The sequence below is a fragment of the Pandoraea commovens genome (assembly GCF_024704525.1).
Classification (GTDB): domain Bacteria; phylum Pseudomonadota; class Gammaproteobacteria; order Burkholderiales; family Burkholderiaceae; genus Pandoraea; species Pandoraea commovens.
The window spans coordinates 3,033,580-3,051,914 of sequence record NZ_CP102780.1 but is presented as its reverse complement, the minus strand read 5'-3'; the positions used below and the strand labels follow the sequence as shown (position 1 = coordinate 3,051,914).

Annotated in this window: 11 protein-coding genes; 8 read left to right on the top strand and 3 right to left on the bottom strand. The window is 62.7% G+C overall.

Annotation, left to right across the window (positions count from 1 at the left end):
• From NTU39_RS14030 to NTU39_RS14010, 5 genes are all read left to right on the top strand, one after another.
• The gene (locus NTU39_RS14030) at positions 1 to 4,197 is read left to right on the top strand and encodes a contractile injection system tape measure protein (protein WP_257957876.1); all 4,197 of its coding nucleotides are present in this window, start codon (positions 1 to 3) and stop codon (positions 4,195 to 4,197) included.
• Positions 4,194 to 5,567 (top strand): ATP-binding protein, encoded by a 1,374-nt coding sequence (locus NTU39_RS14025; RefSeq protein WP_257957875.1) that lies wholly within the window; start codon positions 4,194 to 4,196, stop codon positions 5,565 to 5,567. The genes NTU39_RS14030 and NTU39_RS14025 overlap by 4 nt, the downstream gene beginning before the upstream one ends.
• 76 nt (positions 5,568 to 5,643) lie before the next feature.
• Positions 5,644 to 8,748: a hypothetical protein gene (locus NTU39_RS14020; RefSeq protein WP_257957874.1), complete on the top strand. Its 3,105-nt coding sequence runs from the start codon at positions 5,644 to 5,646 to the stop codon at positions 8,746 to 8,748.
• A 221-nt stretch (positions 8,749 to 8,969) separates the two neighbouring features.
• Positions 8,970 to 10,175, top strand: coding sequence for a GGDEF domain-containing protein (locus NTU39_RS14015; RefSeq protein ID WP_150662681.1), 1,206 nt, complete (start codon positions 8,970 to 8,972; stop codon positions 10,173 to 10,175).
• A 150-nt stretch (positions 10,176 to 10,325) separates the two neighbouring features.
• Positions 10,326 to 11,012 (top strand): hydrolase, encoded by a 687-nt coding sequence (locus NTU39_RS14010; protein ID WP_257957873.1) that lies wholly within the window; start codon positions 10,326 to 10,328, stop codon positions 11,010 to 11,012.
• Positions 11,013 to 11,095: 83 nt separating this feature from the next.
• On the opposite strand, the gene NTU39_RS14005 is transcribed toward NTU39_RS14010, so the two are convergent.
• A complete protein-coding gene (locus NTU39_RS14005) occupies positions 11,096 to 12,439 on the bottom strand; it encodes an MFS transporter (protein WP_257957872.1) in 1,344 nt (447 codons plus the stop codon).
• A gap of 175 nt (positions 12,440 to 12,614) precedes the next feature.
• Positions 12,615 to 13,553, bottom strand: a complete 939-nt coding sequence (locus tag NTU39_RS14000; RefSeq protein WP_150663446.1) for a LysR family transcriptional regulator — start codon at positions 13,551 to 13,553, stop codon at positions 12,615 to 12,617.
• Positions 13,554 to 13,675: 122 nt separating this feature from the next.
• On the opposite strand from NTU39_RS14000, the gene gbd reads away from it, so the two are divergent.
• Together gbd and NTU39_RS13990 are read left to right on the top strand one after the other, a co-directional pair.
• On the top strand, positions 13,676 to 14,815 hold the full coding sequence (gbd, locus tag NTU39_RS13995; RefSeq protein WP_257957871.1) for a 4-hydroxybutyrate dehydrogenase: 1,140 nt from the start codon (positions 13,676 to 13,678) through the stop codon (positions 14,813 to 14,815).
• 79 nt (positions 14,816 to 14,894) lie between these two features.
• Entirely contained in the window at positions 14,895 to 16,340 is a 1,446-nt protein-coding gene (locus NTU39_RS13990) for an NAD-dependent succinate-semialdehyde dehydrogenase (protein ID WP_150662678.1), read from the top strand.
• 76 nt (positions 16,341 to 16,416) lie between these two features.
• Here NTU39_RS13990 and phnF read toward each other — a convergent pair whose 3' ends face one another.
• Positions 16,417 to 17,169 carry a phosphonate metabolism transcriptional regulator PhnF gene (gene phnF / locus NTU39_RS13985; RefSeq protein ID WP_150662677.1) on the bottom strand — a complete coding sequence of 251 codons (753 nt, stop codon included), beginning with the start codon at positions 17,167 to 17,169 and terminating at the stop codon, positions 16,417 to 16,419.
• Between the two features lie 264 nt (positions 17,170 to 17,433).
• On the opposite strand from phnF, the gene NTU39_RS13980 reads away from it, so the two are divergent.
• On the top strand, positions 17,434 to 18,333 hold the full coding sequence (locus NTU39_RS13980) for a phosphate/phosphite/phosphonate ABC transporter substrate-binding protein (RefSeq protein WP_039398374.1): 900 nt from the start codon (positions 17,434 to 17,436) through the stop codon (positions 18,331 to 18,333).
• The last annotated feature ends 2 nt before the right edge of the window (positions 18,334 to 18,335 follow it).

Here is an 18,335-nt window from a genome sequence, read left to right as displayed (position 1 = left end):
ATGGATACGCGACATCGGATCCGCTCGCTCGATTTCGATCTGACCTTTGCGTCGGGCGGCATGGCCATGTCGCAAGGCGACCCGCTACGAGCGCTGGTCGTCGACCAGTTGCTGCCGGTGGTGGCGTCTGTGTTCGATGAGGCGACGGGCGATGGCGCAGCGGCCGACATCTACCGTATCGATCGGCTCGATGTCGACCTTGGCGAGGTGTACGCAGAGGATCTGCCCGAGACGCTGGCCGAGCGGCTGGCGGAAGCGCTGGCGAGTGTGTTGGTCATGTGGCGGGGCGAAGGTTCGGCAGTGGATGGCGCTGCGGAGCATAGCGGAGCAGGTGAGGGTATTGGTGGCGTCGGCATTGGTAGTCGTGCTGTTGGAAGCGGTCATCGTGGTTCGGCGGTCGGGCAACGGCAACCGGACGGTGCCGATGCTTCCGTGCAGTCTCAGGCGGCGTCGCGACCTCATGTCAGCAAGTTTGCGACCGCCGCGACGGCTGATGCGACGGATCTGATGGCGTTTCTGGCGTCCGGCCAATGGGTGAGGCCGGGTTCGATGCCAGGGTCCGTGCAGACAGAACCTAACCATGTGTTACGCCGCGACGAAGGTCCGCATCGAGATACCGACGCAGCGGCAGCCGACGGTATCGAAGCGCTTCTGGCCCGGGTGCTGGCGGGCGACGTTCAGACCGTGCGGCAACGAATTCGGGCAAACGCTTCGTCGGACACGCTGATCCAGCGGCTGACGAAGCAGTTTCCGGCGGACGGGGTCGAAGCACTCATTCGGGCATTGCGTCCGGCAGAGGCGTCCGGGTGGTTGCGACAGCTGGGTGGGCTGGATCGCTTGCTGGAGAGCGTCGGTTGGAATTCGAGCCAGCGCGCCGAGGCGCAAACGGCCGCACGTGCTCGGCTGCTCACGATGGGCCTGCTTCCGCCGGGCGTCGACCTGCGAGAAATGCCGTGGCATGGTGTCTGGCAAGCGGTGCTGTCGATCGCGTCGGTGCGGGGGCTGGTGCACGACGAGTTAGATTTCGTCGCGAAGGTGCGAGAACACACGCGGGCTGATGAGGGACGCGCGGGTGCGGAAGACGCTGCGAGGACGGGCCAGGTATCTCAAGCGGGTTCGGCACGTTCACCGATGATCGATGCCCTGCACCGCGTTGCCGAAGCGAAAGCGAATGGGGCGGTGAGGGAAGGCGGTATGGCTGGATTTCTTTCACCCGACGCCACACCCAGCGCGATTCACGACGCGAGATCCGGTGGACTGCCTCATGCGCCGGTACTCACCTCCAACGCATCGCCGAGATCGCTCACACGGTCTGGCCTGAAGGCACTACTCGCTACGGCCCTGATGCGTGCACAGGCGAAGGCGCTTTACGGCGTCTGGCCGACGCTTGTGGCCAACGAGGCAGACACTTTGCGCGAAGCGCTGCGTCGCTATCTGTCTGTCTCCGATCTGCGCGAGCACATCGCACTGACGTTCCCGGTGTCGATGCTTGAGGACATGTTGACGCTTCTGGTGGCGGTGCGTCTTGATGTGACGCAAGGATCGGCGCGGGGGTATGGCAAAGAAACCGATGCCACTGTCGTTGCGACAAGTTCACAGAGTACCGGCCATGACGTCAATCGAACGTGGGGGTGGCGAAACGCGTGGTCTAACGACATCGCAGCGGTATTGGGCATCTACGATTCTGACGCGATGCCCGCAGCCGTAGGCGCACCGGCAGATCGATCGCAAGCCTCAACGCGCGGCGGGAATCGTCTCACTGACGGCGATCGGCGTGACGACGATGGTTTGCCACTGGCAAGCAGCGATACCAGTAGTACCGGACTCGCTCATCGAAGTATTGGCGGCGAGCCGACATCGGCCGAACCCGCAGTGCCACCATCTGTAGCAGACGCGCAGCCAACCTCAGACGACTTCGACCCGCATGTGCAGGCGAAGAGCCGCCGTGACACGCTGATCCAGGCGCTGTTGAGCGGTTCAGCTGTGGCACTTCATGACGATTGGGCGGAATGGACCGGCGCAGAGCGCGCCGCGCTTGCGTCCATCTGGCGTCATTATGCGACGTACGACACGGTGTTGATGCGCGTCGTGGAGGGCTTTCCGGAAACGATGCTTGTGGATCTGGCAACGGTGACGGTGCCGTCTGCAGCGGCCATTTGGGAGGCGTTCGCCGAGGTTTCGGTCGGTCAACTGGTTGATGCAGTTCAGGTGTCGGCGAGTTCCATTGAGCGGCCGCCCGGCGACACTTCCCGTGTGCTCGACGGATTTCTCAGCCTTGCCCATACCGGCGGACGTGAGACGCACGCCGAGCCGATCACACGGAACGTGCCGTCGCAGACCGAGTTCGACCGATGGAAGCGGGAAGTCTGGCATGAAATCTTCATGCGGTTACGTGCCATTGCGCCGGTCACGTCCACGTCGTCAATCCCATCCGTTTCGTTCGCTGCGCTAGAAGCCGTCGCTCTGAGTCGCGGGACGACAGCATGGACACGTCAGGCGCTTGATCTGTGGCGAGCCACCGTCACAACTGCTACCGCTACCACCACTTCGCCGGGCACGGTTGCGCATTCCCGGAGAACGGCCAACAGGATCGACACGGATGACAGTGACCGCCGACGGCTGGAGTCATCGACGGCCGATGCAGTACCTCCAGCGCCGGTGCCAGTCCCAATGGGCCTTCACACCGCTACCGCAACGATCCAGCGTCTCATTCAGTTTCGCCAGCAGGTGAACCCGCAAGGCGGGGATCTGATCGCCCGCGCCTCGTCGTTGTCCGACACTCAGCGACTCGACCTCCGGCAAATGGTCGCGGAGATAGCTTCGACGCGCGAGTCCGCTCTTGCCGGGATCGACGCTCACCACTGGCAAGCCATCATCGACACGATGATCGCCGTCAGCGTGTCGATTCCCGATGCGCACAGAGAAGTGCTTTATCGCTCGATTCTCGACAATGCGCCCGACATCGACATCGATGCTGAGAACGGTGTTTTACCTGCCGACGCGACCGGGCGCTATTACGCGAGCGTGGCTACCGCGCTTGCCAGCGATACGGTACTTGATCTTGATCTGTTAGCGGAGTCTGCGATTGCGCGAGCCGCTTCGTCATCCCCGGACGATCTGGATCTCAATGCACTCGGCCCATTTCCCCCGACATCCCCAAACCGTCCGCCCGCCATGCCGGAAGACTTCATCGCCTACCTTACCTCCACGAACTTCGGCCAGGGCAGGACTCCGCCCGCAGGCTTCGACATCTGGCTTCGACAGTCGGTCTACTCGGGCGCGTACGTACTGAGACCGGTCATCGCGACGGCCGCTGAAGACGAGGCGCTGGCCGAGCGTTGGCTGGATCTGATTCCGCAGCCGCTGTGGCCGGGTATCGCGCGGCTGTCGTCCCGCGATACGCCGCAAGTGGCGCAAATGCTGCGCGTCTCCAGCGACATCACGGATCTGTTCGCGACGACCGTCGAGACGGTCGCACCGGCGAGTCTGCAACGTGCGCGCTGGCGTTTCCTGTTCCCGTGGCTATTCCTGCCGCAGCGTCGGTTCGACGCCGCAACGTTCGCAATATCACTTGTGGCGCAACTTGCCCGTCACGCGAACGTCGCCGTGCCACCCGCGCTCGCCTCGCGCGTTCAACAGCAAACCGGTATCGATATGCGCACTGCCGACGTCACCGATGATGCCCACCTCTTGCAAACCCCGTTGATGGTGCCGTACGCCGGGATGGTCCTGACCTGGCCGTTCACGACTCACCTCTGGGACAAACTCGGCCTGACAAAGGAGCACCGATTCGTCAGCGACGAAGCCGCAGAGCGCGCCGTGCTGCTGCTGCATTACGTCGGCTCGGGCCTTACCGAAGCCCCTGAGCCGCATCTGACGATGCACAAGCTGCTTTGCGGACTGCGCTTCGACACGCCAGTGGCACGCCATCTCGACATCACGGAAGACGAGTCGATGATGTGCGAGCAGATGCTCGACGTGATCATTCAGTATTGGTCCGCCCTCGGTAACACCTCTCGCGACGGGCTCCGCGGAAGCTTTTTGCAACGTGAGGGCCGGTTGTCGCTGGAGGAGGATGGCTGGCATTTGAAAGTGAGACGAGCGCCATACGACATGCTGCTGGATCGTCTGCCGTGGAGCATCGCGACAATTCGTCTGTCCTGGATGGAGCAGACGCTATGGGTGGAGTGGGCATGACCGATCCATCAGACCCCCTCGACCCGTTGGGTGCGAACGCCGCGAGCCTGTCGCGCGAGATCGACTGGTTCGGCGCAGTGCTGGAGACGCGGCTGCACGCATATTTCATGCATGAGGGCGTGCCGCATGACATCTATGCGCATACGCCGCCGGATCTGACGGACGATCCCTCGCCGTTCGCCCGTGCCTTGCTCGAACACGCGCTGGCGGATGATTTCGACGCACGTATCGTGCTCATGCTCGCGATGCTGCCGCACGTCCGCCCGCAAGCCCTGGATCTACTTTTTACGCAGAACAAGAACACCGAGCGCCAGTTCACCGAGTTCGGGGGATGGCGCGCCCAGCATCACAACGGTCTGCTGCCGACCGGGGAGACCGCTGCGTTCGTCCTTGCAGGGGACGATCTGAGCCGCCGCTTCGACGTCATGGCGCTGTTCGATGCGGACCACGTCTTCGCCCGCGCCTCGATTCTGCGACTCGAACGCCGGGCGGACGGCGAACCTGCCCTCGCCGCCGCGTTGCATATCGAGCGCGACTTCCTTGAGCGCAGCACATCGGGCCGCGAGCATAAGCCGGACTACAGTGCCGGATTTCCTGCCAAGCGCATCACGACGCAGCACGACTGGAAAGACCTCGTGCTCACGCCGGACGTCATCGAGGAGATCGACCAGATCCGGCAATGGCTCGACGACGGCGAGGGCATCATGCAACGCTGGCAACTCGATCGCATCGTCAAACCCGGCTTCCGGGCATTGTTCTACGGTCCGCCGGGCACGGGCAAGACGCTTACGGCAACGTTGCTCGGCAAGGCGGCTGGCGTGGATGTGTATCGCATCGACCTGTCGAAGATCGTCTCGAAGTACATCGGTGAGACGGAGAAGAACATGGCGAACGTCTTCGATCAGGCGCAGAACAAACACTGGATTCTGTTCTTCGACGAAGCCGATGCGCTGTTCGGCAAGCGCACCGAGGGCAGTACCGCCAACGACCGTCATGCCAATCAGGAGGTCGCTTATCTGCTTCAGCGCATCGAAGACTATCCCGGTGTGGTGCTGCTCGCGAGCAACCTGAAGGACAACATCGACGAAGCTTTTGCTCGGCGCTTCCAGAGTGCGATCCATTTCCCCATGCCGGATGAAATCCAGCGACTGCAACTGTGGCGCAATCTCTTCCCGGCACGCCGGGGGCTGTCGGATGACGTCGATCTGCCCGCGCTCGCAGCGGAACACGTGCTCTCGGGTGGTGCGCTGCTCAACGTGGCGCGGCATGCCGTCATGTGGGCGGAGCGCGACGGCCGTCAGGTCGTGAAGCAAGGCGACTTGCTGCGCGCGATCCGACGCGAACACATCAAAGAAGGACGCACGATCTGATATGAGCCCTGTCGACTTTCTGAGATGTGCCCGCAGGTGGATGCCGTTACTCGGCGCGGCGGTGCTCGGATTTTTCATGCTCACAGCGGCCGTCGACGCAGAGCCGATATTGGCGAGCGCGGCGGTGGCGTCAGCACCGCAAGCGACTTCTGGCACGGTCGCGCCGGTCGCGTCGCGCGCGTCGGCCGCTGTCGCGAAGCCTTCGTCTGCCGTCACGACACCAGCGGCGCCGGTGGCGACTCCTGCGTCATCTCCCGGAGTCCCCTCCGACCCTGTCGAAGCGACTGCACCAGCCTCGCAACCCGTCGGCGTCAAAGGTGCGCCCACGCAAGCCGTCGCGGCACCCGCCGAAGCGTCCACGGGGAAGTTCTCACGCATGGCGCCGCCCATCGGCAGCGATGGCAAGCCGATGACGCCCGAGCAGGCATGGCACATCGTGAACACCGTTCAGGTGAAGCCCGAACCGACATCCGGCCCCGCCACCGTGCTGATTTCAGCGGATGTCGTGCGGCATCTTGCCCCTGCCACGCGTCGTGCCATCCAGCAAGCGTTGCTCATCATCTACTCGGAAGATCCGGCCTATCTTCAGGCGTACCGCGAGAGCACGCGGCCCCTGTCCGACAACCTCGTCGGCCCGATCACCTTGTCGTGGCTGAACCGATTCTGGCTCGACTTCAAAATGCAGCCAGTGGGTAATCTGACGAGCGCGTCGGTGCAGGCGCTGCTGAAGTTCGCATCGATTGTGCGCGCGCATCCGCAATGGAAGGCCGATCTGGTCGGCGCAGACCTCGGGAAGTGGATCGACGGCTTCGAGCCGAAAGAGCAGGCGCGCTACTACCAGATCCGTCTCGCGGGCACGGACGACGAGATCGCCGCCATGTTGTGGCTGTATCACCTCGACACCGACGGTAGCCGCAACGCGGGTCCCGATCCCGACCGCGCGCTGCTCACGATCTACAACTACACGCTCGACGCCGCCGACTTCACATTGCTGGCGTCGAAGTCGAAGGTCATCGATCACCTTTCCGCGTTGCAGGACAAGGTATATCTGAACCAACCACTGTTCGACGCCGCGGTGCTCGATGCGCTCAAGGACCTGGGCAAGCAGGCGGACGCCTATCTGCCGGAAGCGCGTGCGGTCGCGATCACAACGACCTATCAGCTGACGGATGCCTCGCTTGCGCAACTTCGCAACGACGCCCGTGTGCCCACGACGATCATCGATGCCGTCTCCGGGCTGACGGAAGAGTATGCGAGTCAGGCGGACTTCAACGAAGCCATTCTCGACGCCACTGCCGACATCAAAACCCCGGTCGACCCATATGTCCCCGAGATCGTACGGGCGGCCCAATCGCAAACCACCTATGTGCTGACGGCGCAGGCGCTCGCGGAGCTGGCATCAAGCCGGAGGAACGAGTCGGTGCCACCGGTCATCCTCGACATGCTCAAGGGCCTGCAAGGGTTGCAGTATCCCCAATTGTGGCTGTTCGACCGGGCCGTGATGGCGCGTTTGCGCGAGGGCGTGGGCGCGTGCCCCACAGGCATTCCGGGCAGCGTGGCCGACGCACGCAAGGTCTCCGCCGAACAGATGCAGCAACTGTCGGCGGTCCTGCGCGATCCCGCGCTGTTTGCGCAACTCGAAGCGCTGTGGCGCAAGGGCGCATGCAGCAACGTCGACACGTTGTCGCTGCCGCAACTGATGCAGGCGCTGTACGACCGATTCCGCCCGTCGCTGGTTGCCACCGCGCGCAAGAAGCCCGCGTTCGACCCGAACAAACAGGTGAGTTGGGACGGCAACGGCTGCGGGTGTGTACTGGACCGTCTGGACGGGGAGGTGTACGGCTTCTTCCCGTTCTGGATGGCCGGGCCGAAGCAGAACGTCGACTTCAGCACGCTCTCGCGCATTGGCTACTACGGGGCGACCTTCGACGATACCGGACGGCTGGTGCAAGCCAACTACGGCAGTAGCTTCGTGGATCTGGCACAGACGTCGGCGTCATTGCCCGCAGACTTCGTGTCCGTCGCTCAGCGCCATCAGAGCAACGTGCAGTGGGTCATTCAGCGCAACGACTGGCGCTCCTGGACCCGGCTCGACAAGGACCGTAAGGTGGCCGTCCTCAATCGTCTGAGCGACGACATCGTGCGGCTGCTTTCGACCGGGCTGAAAAACTGGACCGCCACCGTCTCGAATCATCTTCCATTCGGCGCGCGCTTTGCACCGACCAACGGCAGTGGCGTGGTGCTGTTCTTCGACGGCTATCCGGAAGACCCGGTGTCGGTGCAGGCCTTCAACCAGTTCGTGGATCAGTTGCGCAGCCGTTTGCGCAAGGCAAGGGCGGGGGATCGTATCGACGTCATGCTACGGCACGACCGCGTCGGGCATGGCGTCTACAGTTACGCGAACCTCATGCAACTGGTGACGGACAGCGACAAGAACGCCGTGACGGACCTGCTTGCCCGCGTCGACCGCGACCAGAAGCATCGGCCGAACTTTCTGGTGCTGCTCGACGAGCCGACAACCGATTCGAAGAAGGCGCTGCGCGAATCTGTCGAAGCCGGGCTACACGGTGAGGAGCGCATGACCGTGCTGCGCCAGATCGTGCCCGTCATCACGTTCGACAACGACAACTGGCAGCAACTGCAAGACGATATCGTCTATGCGCAGGACAATTTCGGCGGGATCGGTTTCTGGCCAATGCCGCTGAGCGCCGCCGACGCAGCGCAGAAGACCGATCCGACGATGCCGACAATCGACTCGCTGGTCCCCAAGGCGATGGAGGGCGTGCAGGCCTGTACGCTGACGCGCAGCATCAGTGAGTGCATAGCGGATCACTATCAGGATCCGCCCGGCGCGCAATCGTCCGCCGTGTGCAAGACGGTCTGTGAGAACCTCTACGCGTTCCGGCTGGCGACAAAGCTCGTGCTGCTGTTGCTGATCGGGTGCGGCGTGGCGTACTACGCGTCGTGCCGCTGGCGGGAATGGATGGCGCGTTACCATCACGCACCTGCGGTGGTCATGGCTGCCGTGTGGATTCTGCTGGGACTGGCGTTGCTGTTCTGCGATCCGTTCCTGCGATGGCTCGCGCGCGGTTACATGATCCCGATTTTCCTGGTGCTGTTCATCATCGCGGTGATTGCCTGGTACCAGTACCAGCTCAAAGCGCGCGACGATCAGCCTTAATCGGACAAGATTCCTCAACCTTGGCGGTAAGAGAGCGAAACAGGACGGGCCACGCCGTTTGTAAAACGACGTGGGCCCGTCACCGATTTCAGCTATGCTGGCGACTAAACAAGCCGAGAGACGGGGTCATCGCGGGGATGACCATCGAGGGGGCCGCGCAACACTCATAGCCCATAGCCCGTCCCGGCGATATACGAAACAAAATACTTCGCCAGGCCTACATGTCTATCCCGGCAGTCTTCATCAGCATCGCGATCCTCTCGTGCGTCATGAGCGTGGCGGTTCTCGGCTCGCTGTATCAGGCGCACGTGCCGGGGGTTCGCTTGTGGAGCGTGGCGAGCGGACTGCTGGCGGTGACGTCTGCGCTGTTGCTCTCCGGCACGTCGGATATCGTCGTCGCAACGTCGAGCAGCCTGCTGATGATTGCCTCCCTGCTCGGAGTACAGGGTTTCCGCCAGTTTCTGAACACACGACCCGACTACGCGTGGGAATACGTGGCGATTGCCGCGGTCCTCGGTTTGCTGATGTACTGGACGTTCGTGTCCCCGCACGTCGATGCCCGCAGCGCAATGATCTCGGGCGTCATTGCCTATGTACGCTTTAACATCGGCTGGATGGTGCTGAGGCACCGTCCGCCCGGACGGCCCAAGTACGCGTATTACTTCGTATCGGTGGCCGCAACGCTCGGGGCGGTTGTGCACGGGGTTCGCTCGATTGCCTATGCCGTGGGCCTCGTCCATGAAACGGTATTTCTTGAGCCGACACCCCTGAACGTGCTCTTCCTCGGCATGGCGACGCTCACACTTCCATGTCTGTCGGTCGGCATGGTGCTGCTGGCGCACGACCGGCTCGCGGACCGGATGGAGCGGCTCGCCACCTACGACGACCTGACCGGCGTGCTGGCGCGCCGCGCCTTCATTGCACGCGCCGAAACGGTTGCCATGCAAAGCGGGATGGGGCGCGTGCCATTGTCCGTCGCCATTCTCGATATCGATAACTTCAAGAGCGTGAACGACCGGTATGGGCACGCTGCCGGGGACTGTGCATTGGCGCATGTGGCGTCAATGATCTCGCGCTCTGTCCGAGCCGAGGATGTCGTCGGGCGCATCGGCGGGGAAGAGTTTGCCTTGCTGCTGCCGCACGTCACGAAAGAAGAAGCGGGCCGCCTCGTCGATCGGTTGCGTGACATTGTGGCAACCTCCGGCTCATGCGTCCCGAACCGGGATGTGGTGCCCACGCTCAGTGCCGGTGTGGACGCTTTCGGCGCGGACGACACCCTGGCGACTGTGATGGCCCGAGCCGACGCTGCGCTCTATGCCGCAAAGGCACACGGTCGGAACTGCGTCGTGGTCGTGCCGGACACGATAGTGCGTCCAGCCGAGGGCTGGGACCGGCGCGCGGGCGCTGGCAAGGCGGCTGCGGGCTGACGGCCGCGCGCTTGCCGCGCCACCGTTTTGAGGACTAATACCATCAGGTGATATTCCGGCATCCCCTGGGTCGACTAGTCTTTCGTCGGGTTGCACTGTGCACCCGCGCGCGTAATGTAACGTCAAAGGTAAAGTCAAAGGACCCTGACCATGTCGAATCCCAAGCTCGAAGTCTTGACCCCTCAGAACAGCCAGCTCATCATCATCGACCACCAGCCGCAAATGGCGTTCGGTGTTCAGTCGATGGACCGTCAGGCACTGAAGAACAATGTGGTCGGTCTGGCCAAGGCCGCAAAGATCTTCAATATCCCGACGACGATCACGACCGTCGAGAGCGAATCGTTCTCCGGTTACACCTATCCGGAAGTCCTCGATGTGTTCCCCGGCACGAAGACGCTTGAGCGTACCTCGATGAATTCGTGGGACGACCAGAAGGTGCGCGACGCGCTCAAGGCCAACGGCCGCAAGAAGGTGATCGTGGCGGGTCTGTGGACCGAAGTCTGCAACACGACGTTCGCCCTGTGCGCCATGCTCGAAGGCGACTACGAAATCTACATGGTCGGCGACGCCTCGGGCGGCACCAGCAAGGAAGCCCACGATTTCGCCATGCAGCGCATGGTGCAGGCGGGTGCGGTGCCGGTCACGTGGTTGCAGGTGCTGCTCGAATGGCAGCGCGACTGGGCACACCGTGATACCTACGACGCCGTGATGAAGCTCGTCAAGGAACACGCCGGTGCTTACGGCATGGGTGTCGACTACGCCTATACGATGGTGCACAAGGCTGCGCAGCGCACGTCGGGCACGCACGAATCGCTGCCCCCGGTCCCGGCCCGCTGATCGTTCTGAGCCGTTCGACGCAATAAGAAAGGCCGCCAGTTTGACGCTGGCGGCCATTTTTTTGCGAGTTGCGAGCGAGACGGTTAGTCGTCCAGCGGCAATCCGCTACGATCCTTCACCAGCGCGACGGCAACGACCGACACGAGCGCACACGCGATCATGAAGAAGACCACCGACACGTAGCTGCCGCCGAAGTAGGCGACGAGCGCGGTGGCAATCAGCGGCATCGGACCGCCCACGAGCGCAGCACCGATCTGATAGCCGAGCGACATCCCGGTATAGCGAATCGACGGTGGGAACGCCTCAGCGAGCAATGTGCCGATCATTGAGCCATAGGTCGTCCAGATCACGCTCAGGCCCACGCCCACGGCCACCGACGCCAGCACAATCGACTTCTGATTCAGTAGCCAGAAGTACGGCCCGATCCACACGATGAATGCGACTGTGCCCCACAGAAAGACCTTCTTGCGCCCGATCTTGTCCGACAGATGCCCGAAATAGAGCATGAACGGAAAGGCGATCAGCGCGCAGACCAGCACGATGTTCAGAATGTCCGAGCGCTGGAAGCCGTGGCCGATCATGTACGAGATCGTGAACGTGGCGTACAGGAAGAACGTAGACGTCTCCACGACCTTCGCGCCAATGGCGATCAGCACCGAGCGCCAGTGATCCTGCAACGTTTCCTTGAGCGGAATGCGCGTCTCGGTTCGCGTGGCCATGATCTTCTTGAACGACGGCGTCTCGCCCACGGCGTTACGAATCCACATGCCGATCAGCACGAGCACGATCGAGCCGACGAACGGAATGCGCCATCCCCAGCTTTGGAAGTCGGCGTCGCTGATCGAGTTGCTCAGCAGCGACGTGATGATGTTGCCCAGCGCCAGCCCAAGCACCGCGCCAGTCTGCGGTACCGCACCGTAGAATCCACGACGATGGCGGGGCGAATATTCGACCGCCAGCAACACCCCGCCGCCCCATTCGCCGCCCAGCGCCAGCCCTTGCATCAGGCGCAGCAGGGAGAGCAGGATCGGTGCCCATACGCCAATCTGGTCGTAATTGGGCAGCAAGCCCATGAGTACCGTCGACATGCCCATCATCGTCAGTGTGATGGCCAGCGTCTTCTTGCGCCCGACACGGTCGCCGATGTGCGCGAAGATCACGCCGCCCAGCGGACGAATGACGAATGCCAGCGCGAACGTCGCCAGCGCCAGCAGATTGCTGACCAGCGGGTCGGTGCTCGGGAAGAATTGCTTCGCGAAGATGATGGACGCCATCGTTCCGTAGAGGAAGTAGTCGTACCACTCGATGGTGCTGCCCACGGCACTGCCAAGGAGTGCGCGCCGACGCTCGGCGTCGGGCACCATCGATTCTTTCATTGCTGACGTCAGGCCGGGGGTGCCTGCGCTGTTGGGCGCTATTCCGCTCATTGTCTCCACCTTGTTTTTTAATGACCGGACGAAGTCTACAAAGGCGGAGGGCGGCAGTACACTGAACGTTTGCGTTAGCGCTATAACTTTTACTCAGAGCAGACGGCCGTTTTGCGTCCCTTAGCCATGCGAGAGACGCATACCTGCAACTCCGTGGGCGAGAAGGGCGTGCGGCTTATTCGCCCGGGGCGGCGCCGTTCGCGACGATGGCATCCATTAGCATCTGTGCGCCGTGCGACAGCGGGGCACCGCGTCGCGTGACCAGTTCGTATGGCTCGCTGAGCGACGACAGCGTCAAGGGCAGCGTGCAGGCGATGCCGTGTCCGGTATGGAAGCGCGCCACGTCGATCGACACCAGCGCGACCAGCGACGGGTTCTTCTGGAGCAACGACACAGTCGCAAAGGCGGACGTCGTTTCCAGTAAATGCGCGGGAAACCGCAGCCCTGCGTCATGAAACTCCCGCTCCAGCAGCCGTCGCATCGGCATGTTGGCCCGGTAGACGACCCAGCGATAGTGTGCGAGATCTTCCAGCGACACATGGGCGGCGTCGGCCAGCGGGTGCGCGGTATTGGCGATGACGGCGAGCGTTTCGTCCTGAACGAAGGTGCTGTCGTAGAGGTAGGGCGTCTGGCTGACGCTTGTGCGGCACACGGCGAGATCGAGCCGACCGGCATCGATTTGGCTGAGCAGGGCGGCGCTCGTGTCTTCCACGATTTCAATCGACATCTCGGGCTGCGCTTCACTGACCGCCGTGATGGCGTCGGTGAGCAACGGCACGGCCCCCATGATCACGCCCACCGACACGCGCCCACCATGTCCGCGCATGATCCCGACCATCTCTTCGCGCAGGTGCGCCAGATCCGACTGGATCAGGCGCGCGTAGCGAATCACACAGTGCCCGACGGCGTTTGGCTCGAGGCCGCGGTTCGAGCGTTCGAACAGCGCGGTGCCGAAGGTCGTCTCGATCTCATGCAACGCCTTGCTCGCCCCAGGTTGCGTCATCGCGAGCTGCTTGGCCGCGCCCAGCAACGAACCGTGTTCCTCGATGGCGATGAGCAATCGGAGTTGCTTGACGTGCAGCCGGGAAATGATCGAATTGAGCGAGGGAGGCATCATTGTCTTGATGAAAAGTTATATCGCTATCAAATGCTGTCAATATCGCCGCAGCGCGATGGGCCATACACTGCGAAATCTCTGCGTGAGCATAGCTTTCCTATAACTTTTCGTCATCCACTATGTCCCTCATCAACTACATCACCCAGATCCAGTTCGGCTTCGACTCGATCCGGCTTCTCGCGAGTGAATGCGAACGCATCGGTATCCGCCGCCCGTTGATCGTGACGGACGCGGGCATTCGGGCCGCCGGTTTGCTCAACACCGTATTGAGCGCGCTGGGGCAGAGCGAGTCGGTGCCGGTCTTCGATGGGACGCCGCCGAACCCGAACGAATCGGTCGTGCGCGAGGCGGTCGCTATGTACCGGTCGAACGAATGCGACGGTGTGATCGCGCTGGGCGGCGGCTCGTCCATCGATCTGGCCAAAGGGGTTGCGGTGTGTGCAACGCACGATGGACCGTTACAGAGTTTCGCCGTGATTGAAGGGGGCGCGGCGCGCATCACGTCGGCGACAGCCCCGGTCATCGCCATTCCGACGACCGCCGGTACCGGCAGCGAAGTCGGCCGGGGCGCCATCCTGATCCTCGACGACGGCCGCAAGGTCGGGGTGATCTCTCCGTACGTCGTGCCGCGCGTGGCCATCTGCGACCCAGCACTGACGCTGGGTTTGCCTGCCGGAATGACGGCAGCGACCGGCATGGACGCCATCGCGCACTGCATGGAAACGTTCATGGCCCCGGCGTTCAACCCGCCCGCCGACGGTATCGCGCTCGACGGCCTGTGGCGCGCCTGGCGGCACATCGAGCGCGCGACACGCGAGCCGTCCGATCGTGAGGCTCGCCTGAACATGATGAGTGCATCGATGCAAGGGGCGCTCGCCTTCCAGAAGGGCCTTGGCTGTGTGCACAGCCTGAGCCACTCGCTGGGCGGCATCAATCCTCGCCTGCACCACGGCACGCTCAACGCTATCCTGTTGCCTGCCGTGATCGCGTTCAACCGCACGGCACCTTCGATGCAGGACGATGCAAAGCTCGACCGGCTGGCGCAGGCGATGGGGCTAGCCTCGGGCGACGACGTCGGTCCGGCGATTGCCGCGATGACCGCAAAACTCGGCCTGCCGGGCGGACTTGCGGAACTGGGGGTGACTCGCGAGCAGTTCCCGCGCATCATCGAGGGTGCGCTGAAAGATCACAGCCACAAGACCAACCCGCGAGATGCCTCGGCTGAGGATTATCGCGAGATGCTGGAAGCGTCGATGTAATGCGCAGCGAGGCGTACGGAGGGCCGATGACGGTCGGTTCGTGCACCTTTCATTGCCCAATCATTCTCAGGAAATACATATGGTTACGTCAGGTTATACAGACACCAAACTTCTGATTAACGGCGAGTGGTGCGATGCCGCCAGCGGCAAGACGCTCGATGTCGTCAACCCGGCGACGGGCAACGCCATCGGCAAAGTCGCACACGCGGGCATCGCCGACCTCGACCGCGCGCTCGAAGCCGCCCAGCGTGGTTTCGCCACGTGGCGCAAGATTCCGGCCGCCGAGCGTGCCGTGACGATGCGCAAGGCTGCTGTCCTCGTGCGCGAGCGTGCCGATTCGATTGCGCGCCTCATGACGCAAGAGCAGGGCAAGCCGTTCGCCGAAGCGCGTGTCGAAGTGCTCTCCGCCGCAGGCATCATCGAATGGTTCGCCGACGAAGGCATGCGCGTGTATGGCCGTGTCGTGCCGTCGCGCAATCTGAATGCGCAGCAGACGGTGCTCAAGGAGCCGATCGGTCCGGTCGCCGCCTTCACGCCGTGGAACTTCCCCGTCAACCAAGTCGTGCGCAAGCTGAGCGCTGCGCTGGCCTGCGGCTGTTCGTTCCTGGTCAAGGCGCCGGAAGAAACCCCGGCGTCGCCTGCCGCGCTGCTCCAGGCCTTTGTCGATGCGGGTGTTCCGGCAGGTGTGGTGGGTCTGGTCTTCGGCGATCCGGCCGAGATTTCCAGCTATCTGATTCCGCACCCGATCATTCGCAAGATCACGTTCACCGGCTCGACGCCGGTCGGCAAGCAACTGGCCTCGCTGGCCGGTCTGCATATGAAACGCGCGACGATGGAGCTGGGCGGTCATGCGCCGGTGATCGTGGCCGAAGACGCGGACCTCGCACTGGCCATCAAGGCAGCAGGCGGCGCGAAGTTCCGTAACGCCGGTCAGGTGTGCATCTCGCCGACGCGTTTTCTCGTGCACAACAGCATCAAGGACGAATTTGCGAAAGCGCTCGTCAAACACGCCGAATCGCTGAAGCTGGGCGACGGTCTTGCCGAAGGCACGACGCTCGGCCCGCTCGCCAACGCACGTCGTGTCACGGCCATGAGCCGCGTGATCGAAGATGCTCGCAAGACGGGCGCGACGATTGCAACCGGTGGCGAGCGCGTCGGCACGTCCGGCAACTTCTTCGCACCGACCGTGCTGACCGACGTGTCGCTCGAAGCCGATGTGTTCAACAACGAGCCGTTCGGACCGGTGGCCGCCATCCGTGGCTTCGATAAGCTCGAAGACGCGATTGCAGAAGCGAACCGTCTGCCGTTCGGCCTGGCCGGTTACGCGTTCACGCAATCGTTCCGCAACGTGCACCTGCTCTCGCAGCAGTTGGAAGTGGGCATGCTGTGGGTCAACCAGCCGGCCGCGCCGTCCCCCGAAATGCCGTTCGGCGGCGTGAAGGATTCGGGTTACGGTTCGGAAGGCGGACCGGAAGCGATGGAAGCCTATCTCGTGACGAAGGCCGTCTCGGTTATGGCGAACTGATGTCAATGAAGTGATTGCGGGACCGGTGGCACGGCATCGATATCGATCAATGCCGCCGTTGCCGGTCCCGCGCTGCTTAGGTCGAAGTATCGACCATCAGCTGAACGCGGTCCGCAGCGAAGTGCGTGATGCCGTATTTGATCGGCACACCGTCGAGATCGACGTCGACATTCTCGACCCACAGCACTGGTTGCTGCCGATTGACGCCGAGCCGCCACGCGATCTCGGTGTCCGGCAGGACGCTGCCGATACGACTCCACTTGCGCAGATAGTCGGGCACGCCCATCGAGGCGAGGGCGTGCGTGATGCTGCTGTCTTCTTCGAGCAGGCTAGGCAGATCCGGGAAGCGCGCAGCAGGGTACCAGTTGCAGGCGTAGGTCAGCGCCACGCCGTCGGCCGCATGCAGCGACTCGATGCGCCACACCGGGGCGCGCACACGCAATTCCAATTCCTTAGCGACGGCCGCATCGGCCTGAAGACGCACCGCTGAGAGCATCCGTCCCTCGGCTGCGTGATGTTGCTGACGCAGATTCTCGGTGAAGCGCGTGCGTCGTCCGATCAGATAGTCGATGGCGCCGCGCTGTACGAAGGTGCCGCGTCCTTGTTCGATGCTCACCAGACCGTTCGCGGCCAGCCCCAGTACCGCGCGTCGCACCGTGTGACGGTTCACGTCGAAGCGTTTCGCGAGTTCCCCTTCGCTCGGGAGGCGGCCTTCGTCACCGAAGCCGTTGGCGGCAATCTCCCTGGCGAGAATCTGCTCGATCTGACGCCAGACGGCTACGCCTGCGCCGCGCTCCACACGCGCCCCATTGCCTGCATTTGTACTCAATACTGCATTCCCGCTCGCTGTCATAGCGACGTCATCCTCTGGACTTCATATGTTCATCGATCAGGGCGCATTGTAGTGCGCGCGACGTGATGGATGTGTGACGTTGGCGTGTCCGTATGCAGAATCGTCACGAATTCAGGGCGTAATTTTTAGTAACAAAATCGTCTAGACGTTCAGATAAATGCATCACGGTTCTGTCATATCCGATTCCTAGAATCCGCAGCAGAGTTTTCGCACGCCCGTAGTACAACCCAGAGGGAATTCATGAAAGCTATCAAACGCTTCGCCGCGCTCGCCTTCTTTGCCGCTGTCGCCAGCGGTGCAGCACACGCCGCAGGCGAGTGCCCGAACAATGGAGTCGTGCGCTTCGGCGTCGAGCCGTACGAATCGTCGGCACGCATGCTGCCGGTCTACACCGATCTCGCCAAGCTGATCGGCGACAAGCTTGGCTGCAAGGTCGAGTTGTACATCGCGACGAGCTACAACGCCGAGATCGAAGCGATGCGCAACAACAAGCTCGAATTCGCACAGTTCGGCCCGCTCGGCTACGTGCTCGCGCATCAGGTCGCGCACGCCGAAGCCGTCGCCACGTTCGCCAACGAAAACGGCTCGCCGCAGAACTACTACGCATCGATCGTCACATGGCCGGGTTCGGGGGTGACGACGCTTGCCGACACGGCGGGCAAGTCGTTCGCGTACGCCGATCCGGCATCGACCTCGGGTCACCTGTTCCCGGCCTACGGTCTGCGCAAGAACGGCATCGACCCGGACAAGGGGGTGAAGGCCATCTATGCGGGTAGCCACACGGCGTCGTTCGAAGCCCTGCGTAACCACAAGGTCGTCGCTGGCGAGCTGAACAGCGAAGAAATCTCCAGCGCACGTCTGCACGGCGAATACGACGACAAGGCTTACGTCACGCTGTGGAAGTCGGACCCGATCCCGGTGGACCCGATGGCCGTTCGTGGCGATCTGCCTGCTGAGTTCAAGTCGCGTCTGGCGAAGATCCTGTCCAACCTCGACCTGAAGGAACTGCCCGAAGCCGACCAGAAGTTCATGGCCGCCAACGCGACCCCGGCGCTCAAGACCGTGCCGCAGAACGACGCGGCTTACAACCAGATTCGCGATCTCGTCTCCACCCTCCATATCGATCTGTCGAAACTGTGAAC

Coding starts and splice junctions, on each gene's coding strand:
- NTU39_RS14030 (WP_257957876.1), top strand. CDS start 1: ATGGATACGCGACATCGGATCCGCTCGCTCGATTTCGATCTGACCTTT.
- NTU39_RS14025 (WP_257957875.1), top strand. CDS start 4,194: ATGACCGATCCATCAGACCCCCTCGACCCGTTGGGTGCGAACGCCGCG.
- NTU39_RS14020 (WP_257957874.1), top strand. CDS start 5,644: ATGCTCACAGCGGCCGTCGACGCAGAGCCGATATTGGCGAGCGCGGCG.
- NTU39_RS14015 (WP_150662681.1), top strand. CDS start 8,970: ATGTCTATCCCGGCAGTCTTCATCAGCATCGCGATCCTCTCGTGCGTC.
- NTU39_RS14010 (WP_257957873.1), top strand. CDS start 10,326: ATGTCGAATCCCAAGCTCGAAGTCTTGACCCCTCAGAACAGCCAGCTC.
- NTU39_RS14005 (WP_257957872.1), bottom strand. CDS start 12,439: ATGAGCGGAATAGCGCCCAACAGCGCAGGCACCCCCGGCCTGACGTCA.
- NTU39_RS14000 (WP_150663446.1), bottom strand. CDS start 13,553: ATGCCTCCCTCGCTCAATTCGATCATTTCCCGGCTGCACGTCAAGCAA.
- gbd (WP_257957871.1), top strand. CDS start 13,676: ATGTCCCTCATCAACTACATCACCCAGATCCAGTTCGGCTTCGACTCG.
- NTU39_RS13990 (WP_150662678.1), top strand. CDS start 14,895: ATGGTTACGTCAGGTTATACAGACACCAAACTTCTGATTAACGGCGAG.
- NTU39_RS13980 (WP_039398374.1), top strand. CDS start 17,434: ATGAAAGCTATCAAACGCTTCGCCGCGCTCGCCTTCTTTGCCGCTGTC.